4 protein-coding genes and 1 pseudogene are annotated in these 7981 nt (G+C 36.9%); 3 read left to right on the top strand and 2 right to left on the bottom strand.

The genetic code is table 11. The features are described from left to right. Positions 1 to 266: pseudogene (locus tag L888_RS14775) on the bottom strand (hypothetical protein); the annotation flags it as partial. Positions 267 to 455: 189 nt separating this feature from the next. Between L888_RS14775 and L888_RS0110795 the strand changes: the two are divergent. From L888_RS0110795 to L888_RS0110760, 3 genes are all read left to right on the top strand, one after another. Then, positions 456 to 2033 (top strand): tyrosine-type recombinase/integrase, encoded by a 1578-nt coding sequence (locus tag L888_RS0110795; RefSeq protein WP_027952902.1) that lies wholly within the window; start codon positions 456 to 458, stop codon positions 2031 to 2033. A 1667-nt stretch (positions 2034 to 3700) separates the two neighbouring features. Next, the gene (locus tag L888_RS13860; protein WP_084567367.1) at positions 3701 to 5512 is read left to right on the top strand and encodes a BT4734/BF3469 family protein; all 1812 of its coding nucleotides are present in this window, start codon (positions 3701 to 3703) and stop codon (positions 5510 to 5512) included. A 589-nt stretch (positions 5513 to 6101) separates the two neighbouring features. Further along, entirely contained in the window at positions 6102 to 7007 is a 906-nt protein-coding gene (locus tag L888_RS0110760; RefSeq protein WP_027952898.1) for a phage major capsid protein, read from the top strand. Positions 7008 to 7621: 614 nt separating this feature from the next. Here L888_RS0110760 and L888_RS13655 read toward each other — a convergent pair. Further along, positions 7622 to 7981 (bottom strand): ATP-binding protein (locus tag L888_RS13655; protein WP_044249208.1); only part of this gene is annotated, 360 nt, incomplete at its 5' end.

Here is a 7981-nt window from a genome sequence, read left to right as displayed (position 1 = left end):
TCTCCTAAGATTTTTCCTGTTGCCAAGTATTTGTGTGTGGGCATTTCAAATAGTACAGGCTTCAGGCGATTGTAGTCTATTCTTTCTTTGTCGTCAAGCAGTTTTTCTTCGATGTATGTATTTTTGATAGTACAGAAAAAGTTGATAAAACCATCGGCCTCGTATGTTGGAAAGGCCACTCTGCTTTGCCCCCTTTGGCCAAGTAGAATTTGCTCCTGTTGGCCACAACATGATTGCCCCTTGTAAAGTTCTGGTGCAGGGGTCAATTTTATTTTACCCTTTTAGATACTCTGGCTTTTCTTAGCCCTTAACTTACGCATGCTTTCGCCATATAATTCTATGGAATAGTTGTAAATATTAAAACATTCTGATATTCAATTAGTTAGCAAAACTGTATGTAAAGAAATATGTGAAATAATCACCACTTTTAAGAACCACTTTAAAGGTGAATAATTATGGACAATTTTGGTGATCAACAGAGTGCTAAGAAGATCAGTGTAAACTTCAATTTAAGGTGTCAGAGTAGCAAGACACCTACACCTATTTATATGGTGTTGTATGCCAAAGGCCACCAAACCAAAATTTCTACAGGGTGTAAGATACTGCCCAATCAATGGGACAAGAAAAAACAAGAACCGATAATTAGTAAAATATTTTCTGATGAAGCTAACAGAGAGGCAATTAAAACATTAATGATTATTAACAGTTTAAAGTTTGAAGTTTTAAATAACTTTCTATATAATCCCCGTGTTGAAACCAATGATTTAGGTTTACAACAAATTAAAAATAATAATTTAATTAATAACAAAATGACTGTAACAACACAATTCAAGGCAGCAAAACGCACTGCAAAGGCCACCAATATGATGAAGAAGGCCTTTGACGAGTACAAGACGACACGTCCATTAAGTGGGAATACCTTGGCAATGTATGATGTGTGGTTTAAAAAATGGAACACTTGGGTAATTGAAGAGTTCAAAAAAGACAGTTGCAAGGCGTTTAACCAAGAGGCATTGGATCTTTACACCAATTACCTTTTGAAGAATAAAAATAGTGTTGTTGTTGTAAACAAATGCGTTGGTTTTGTAAAGAAACTTATCAATGACCGCATTGCAAGAAACAACAAGTATGGCATAACACCTGTTGTCTTCGATAAATTAAAGGACAAAAGAAAAAAGGAAGATATGAAGAGGCAAGAAATATTCGATGATGAGATAAAGGCCCTGAAGGAAGTTGCATTGTCAGATGAAAGGTTGGACAAATATAGAAAGGCATTTGTCTTGCAACTTTTGACGGGACAAAGATGTAGCGATTTGTATAGACTAATAAAAGGTGATTACAAAGTACAAGACGACACCATTATATTGAAAACCAAGAAGTGTGAAACTAATGCTTATATTCGTTTGAATGATGAAATAAAACATCTGATTGAAGAGCTAAAGGGGCAATTTGAAATTAGTCAAGGTGCTTTTTGTAAGTATCTCAACCTGTATTTAAAGGTTATTGCAAAGGAGGCGCATTTGGATAGGGAAATTACTCATAAGAAAGCACACACAGTTTGTCAGACCGTTAAACTGTGTGATGTTATTGAATCCCACTTCGCAAGACACACATTTGCCACAAAAATGTTAAGGATAGGCTTTAGTGCTGAAGAAGTGGGCAAGATGATTGGGGACAGCTCACAGACTGTCTTAAAAAACTATGGTCATCCAACAGAGAAAGACGAAATCAATGTGTTGAAGAAGGCAGAAGTGAGGATAAACAATGTGCAAGAACCAACATCGCAATACAATGAAGAGGATGAATTGAAAAAGGTCTTGTTGATGCTTGGTGTCAATGGTCTTGAAATTGATGGTATGGATAATTATCAAATATGGGAAAGGCTGACGTTGGAGCACGGAAAACTAATGGAATTGGGTGTGAATGTGAAAACAGTCAAAGAAATTTATAACCACAAGAACTTGCCATTGGCGGAAAGGGCAAAAATACTTCAAAAGATGATTGAAGAAATTAGTCAAAAGAAAGAAAAATAAACAAGTTGATGGAGACAACAATAGCATTTAGACACCTTGCCATTGTTGTGTAACGGAATGCTCACAACAAACAGTTGTGGGCATTTCCTTTGTGTGTTTATATGACTTTTTACTTTTTGAATCAGAGAAAAATACAAAAGAGTCTTGTTTTTTATCAATGCCAATTGTTTGGATTTATTTCTATGTAATTGAATTAATAGGGGGGTATGGGGTCATTTTTTGAGACCACCCCCACCAAAACCCCACACCACCTTTCTTTGTGTGAATTTGAATTTTCAAACTTTATTTACCACTGTGACACTGCCAACAAAATTCGATTTAAGGGCATTTTAAAGCGATTCAAGGGCTTTAAACCGTTTCTGTGGGCAAACCCCAACCAAGGCGTGGCAAAAAACAACGGCTTAGAACAAACAATTTTGGGTAATATCCGAAATGTTATGGAATCATTTGCCATCATTGAAGACTCCTTGACACTACTTTAAGGCGGCTAACGTTTCAAGGGGGTATGGCAATATCAAGGATTTTATTCAATGATTTTTTTACACAGGGATGATTTTTGCAGCTGAAAGAGGATATGGAAAAAATTGCATATTTTTGGAGATTGTGGAGGATGGAAATCCTTATCACATTGATAGGATTTTTTTCAAAAGAAAGAAAGAAAAAGTAACAAAAAGAAATAAATAAAGAAAGAAAGTCATAAAATAAAACACACTCTAAAAAGTGTGTTTTTTATTTTATTCCTGTATGACTTTTTATGTATAGAGAAAAAAAGAAATAAATAAAGAAAAGAAGAGAGAAGAAAGTCATACAAAACACACACATTGGGACAATGACTATCCAAAAAGGTAGTCATTGGCGCAACACACAAGAAACAGTTGACAAGATGCATCCATCAAACGCGCATACACACAAAAAAGCAACACCCCGCAGATGACATCCGCAACTCTGCCAAACAGGGGACTTTTTGCCAATGCGCCGAAACCCCAAGCATAGCAACAGGCCGAAGGATGCCCCTGTGGGCCGAAACAAAGCCCTACAAGGCCTTGGAACTTCTTCTGTGGAAAACAGCAAGGGATGGCAAAAACACGGCTTGAATTATATTTTTTTGTTTTTTAAATATATTTATATATACTTGCGAATATAATTTATATTTGATTTTCAAAAAATAATATATATATTTTCAAGAAAAAAGAACTTTTTGAAAGTTAGATATATTTATAATTAAAAGGGGCACACAATTATGGGATTTTATAGGAAGCACACAGAAGAGACAAAGAAGAAAATGGCTGAAGCGCAGAGAAGGCGTTATGCCAATGAGACATCAGAGTCCAAGGCATTAAGGATTGGGCGCATAAGAAATGCGTGGGCCAAGGCATCAGAAGAGTTGCGTTTGGAGCGTGAAAGAGAGCAAAGGGAACGCTATGAGCATTTTATCCAATCCGAGTACATTAGGCTTTTCAGTAAAGAAAATTAAGTTTATATTTTTTTTTTGTATGCAAGGGGGACATCTTCCAAGGTGGTTAATATAAGTGATTTTCCGTTATCTTTTTTATATTATTTGCCCCCATTTTTTACAATAGCAGAAAGAAAGTCATACAAAACATAAAAGGAAGAACAACAAGGAATTATAACGGAAAGAAACTAACGGGATAAAATACAAAAAATATATGAAAAAAATAAATTTTTTTGATGAAAAAGAATTGAGCGGCATATTGGAAGAGTACAATGCCAACTCACACCGCGGTTTTGAATGCGGCCTTAAAGGGGTTGACGAAATAGTAAGATTTGACAAACAGACAATGGCCGTTGTGACCGCAAGGCCAAGTGATGGCAAAAGCACGTTCTTGAATTATTATTCCTTTTTGATGGCAAGAAGAAACGATTGGAAGACGTTGTTTATTTCATTTGAAACGCCAATAGGAAAGCAAGTGGCAGATATGGCGGCATATTATGGCAACGTTTGTGAAGTGGCCGCCTTCTGCAAGATGATAGACACAACCCAAATAAATGGTTTGGAAGACGTTTATGAAACTTTGAGACAAGCCAAAATGAGATTTGGCATTGATATGGCAGTGATTGACACGTTCACCAACCTGCAAGGATTTTTTGACGTTGACACCTACCAAATAGGCAAAGTTTTGACCAACCTTAGCACCCTTTCAAAAGAACTTGACATTTGCCTTGTCATTACAGCACACTCAAAGAAAATGCAGAAAGGGGAGAAAATAGATGCCTACAGCATTTGCGGAAGCGCAAATTTCTTCAATTTAAGTGATTATATAATTTCTTTGGAGATAATAGACAGGGACAATTATATCACACAAGTTGAGACGTTGAAAATAAGGGATAATTTCCAAAAGGGGATAAACTGCCGAACAGCAGTGTTGCGGTTTGATCCGCTAACAAAAAGATACAGTGACGCGTCCAAGGAGGCAAACGACTACCCGTTTGAGTTGATGGCACAGACACAAAGGAAAGATTCTTTAAAGGAACGCCGCACGGATGAAATAGCAAAGAAAATACTAAATGGGTACAAGAGATGCCAAGAAGCAGCAAGTGAAGCGATTCAACGGGTAGATGATGGCATTCTTAACACAACTGTAAGTGTCTACAGATTTGACAGACCAAAGGAAAACCAACATATAGGGGACATCCCATTAAGTGAGGCTCTGAACTTGGGCATCAGCCATAAAAAGGACATAGACACATTAAGAACAATAGACCGTGAGCACAACGAAACGGAATATAAGAGAGCCAAGGGGAATCTTCCCTGTTTCACGGTAGGTTGTGTATGTGGTGAAACAACAAGCAGAATAAAGACATACAACAATTTGGTTTCAATTGACATTGACAACAAGGACAATCCACACCTTGAGCTGTCTCACTTGAAAAAAAAGGTAAACAACCTTCCTTGGGTCTTATATAGTGCAGCAAGTGTGGGCGGAAAAGGACTGTTTGCCATTGTGAAGATAGGCGGAAATCTCCAAGAGTACAAGGAACATTATGCGGCATTGGTGGAAGAGTTTGAGAATGTTGGCATAAACGTTGACAAGCGTTGCAGCAATCCAAACAGGTTGAGGTATATAAGTTATGATGAAGAGCCATATTTCAACAGCAGTGCAATAATTTATAAAAACAAAAAAGTCATACAAACATACAACAATGCGGCTGCCTTTAACGGCACCGCATTGACAAAACAAGAAAAGAAAGAGTTGGACTTGGCAATACAGGACATAGCGGCAAGACATCTACAAATCACACAAGGACATCAAGACACAATGTCCTTGGCTTGCTGTTTTGCGAGTCTCTTTGGTGAAGATGGAAGAAATCTTCTTCATATCTGTAGAAAACAGCGCGAGGGTTACAATGAGGCCAACACCAACAAGAACTATGACAGTGCGTTGTTGTATGTGGCAAGTGGGCATAATTACACATTGGGCACGTTCTACAAATTTTACAATAAAGTGAGAGCAAACTAAAATAATCTATTAAAAAAAGAAAGAGAAAGACAATGGAAAAAGATTACATTTATTTGGCAAATTTGGTACAACAGTTGGCGAATGCAAGAGCCAACAATGACCTTAAGAAAGCAAAAAGGATTTAGAAGAAATTGTTACAGGAAAATATCAACTGTTGAAGATTGATAATGTAAAAAAAAATAACAGCACTATATAAAAGTCTATAGCTAATGTTATAGAGACAAGGGGAAACAGCCAATAAATTGGAATAAAGACCCTTGGGAATCTATGATCCCAACATAATAATAAATTTAAAAAAATAAGGAATGACAAGTTTGGGAATGTTACTTCTTATATACTACCTTTTGGTTTTATTCAACGCCTGTGCTATGTCCTGTTTGGTAATTACCCTGTATGAGTTCAAGGAGGCACATATCAATGAGATAAAGGAATTAAGAAATCTAAAATCATATATTGAGAAAATGGCAGAAAGCTAATTTTTCTCTCAACATAAAAAACAATCAATGTTTCTTTGTGGGTGTGCCTATGGGGCATACACCCACACAAGTTTTTAAACTAATAACTTAAATAATATAAAAAAATAATTTATATGAAAGACAACGTTTTTATCAGAGCAATTAGAGAAAATTTTGATGACAAAGTATCATCAGAAATAAAGGAAATTGTAAACGAAACAAGATCCATCTATAAAGGGACTGCCGCAATTACACTGCCAACAAAAAATATAAGGGGAACCATTGCTGATAGTGCCTCAACAATGGTTCAAGAGTTCATTTCCAAGCCAACCAACAACATATTAAAGGCCAACGGAGCAACAGTGTTTGAAAATCTTAAGAACAATTTGGACTTCCCCATTATCACAGATGAGAATGTGTGCTTTAAGGCAAACGGATTTGGTGAAAAAATAAAATCCGAACTGCTTAATGTAACCATCAAGCCAAAGAGAGTTGTGGCAAGAGCCTCATATTCAACTATTTTGTTGAAATTTGCAAATGCGGACGTGCAACAAGCTGTGGTCAATGATTTGCTTGATGCCATAGAACAAGCATTTGAAAAGGCGATTTTATCAAACGCAGCAGGCAGTGAAGACCTGCCAAAGGGGATATTCAATGGCCAAGAGACAACCACACTTGGAAGCTATGATGATATTATTGAAATGGAGTACAAGGCAACTACAAAGGATATGAAGAATCTTACCTACCTTGCAAGTCCAAAGGCGGCCAAGGCACTAAAGAAAATGAAAAACGGCACAACGCCAATATACAACAACGGGATAATAGATGGCATAAGGGTCATTGAAACCAACAATGTGCAGGATGGATTCCTTTGTCTCTTGGACTTGTCGAATGTCATTATTACAGAGTGGGGGGCCTTGGACGTTGAAACGGATAAAGTTACAAAAATGGTAGAAGGCAACGTGGTATTGACCATCAATGGTTATATCAACGGTGCGTTGAAACACCCAAATCAGATTGTTGTTTCAACGGTTGAGTGATATTTATTGTAAATTCAATTGCTACATAAATGTATTATCTTTCGATTTTAATTATAGAAAAGCGTTTGGAACTTTGAAAATGTTTTTTTTATTTTTTATTTAAGAAAGGGTGTGCCTAAATGGGTACATCCTTTCTTGTTTGTAAGCCGAAATAAAGCCCTACAAGGCCTTTAAACCATTTCGGAGGGCAACTTCCAAGGCGTGGCAAAAACAACGGCTTAAATCGAATATTTTTGCCAATCCAAAATATCCCCCTGATTCAATCAAAGGTCATACAAACATACAAGGAATGGCAGCTGCAAAAGTTGCCATTGACATATACACACACATATAGAAAGACAAAAAGGGCATTTTAAAGCGATTTAAGGGCTTTAAGCCAATAAAACGGTAAAGATATTTGGTGAATGGAAACAAAGGTTTGGAACGAACGATTTTGAATGATTTGTTTTCTGTTATATGATGATGGGTTAGCTTCTATTTATGGGAAGTTAACCCATTTGTATTTTTCTTAAAAAGAATTAAATATACACAGGATATTTGTAAGTTTGCAGGAAAACTATTAACTTTATTGTAGGCAAATAATAACGGTGTTTAATAACATATTTTCATTAAGGTCATAACTTACTGATAATCAGGCAATTGAAAAATATTTCATATAATTCTATGGTATGCGCCGTATGAATGATACGGTCAAGAATGGCATCTGCTATTGTCGGGTCCCCCACCATGTCATACCAGTTGGACGCAGGGTACTGTGAGGTTATGATGGTGGATTTCCGTTCATGCCTGTCTTCGATAATTTCGAGCAGTATGGGCCGTTCCCTGGCGTTAAGAGGCACAAGGAACAGGTCATCAAGGATAAGCAGCCGGCACCGCTCGATCTTCTTGAGTTCTGCCTCGAGTGTACCCTTGATTTTGGCCACTTTCAGTGCCCCGAGCAGTTTTGGGGCATTGGCATAGAAAGTGCGGAATCC

It is taken from the genome of Hallella seregens ATCC 51272 (assembly GCF_000518545.1).
GTDB classification, from domain to species: domain Bacteria; phylum Bacteroidota; class Bacteroidia; order Bacteroidales; family Bacteroidaceae; genus Prevotella; species Prevotella seregens.
Note: the sequence above shows the minus strand (reverse complement) of the source record. Positions and strands in the feature narration are given on the sequence as shown.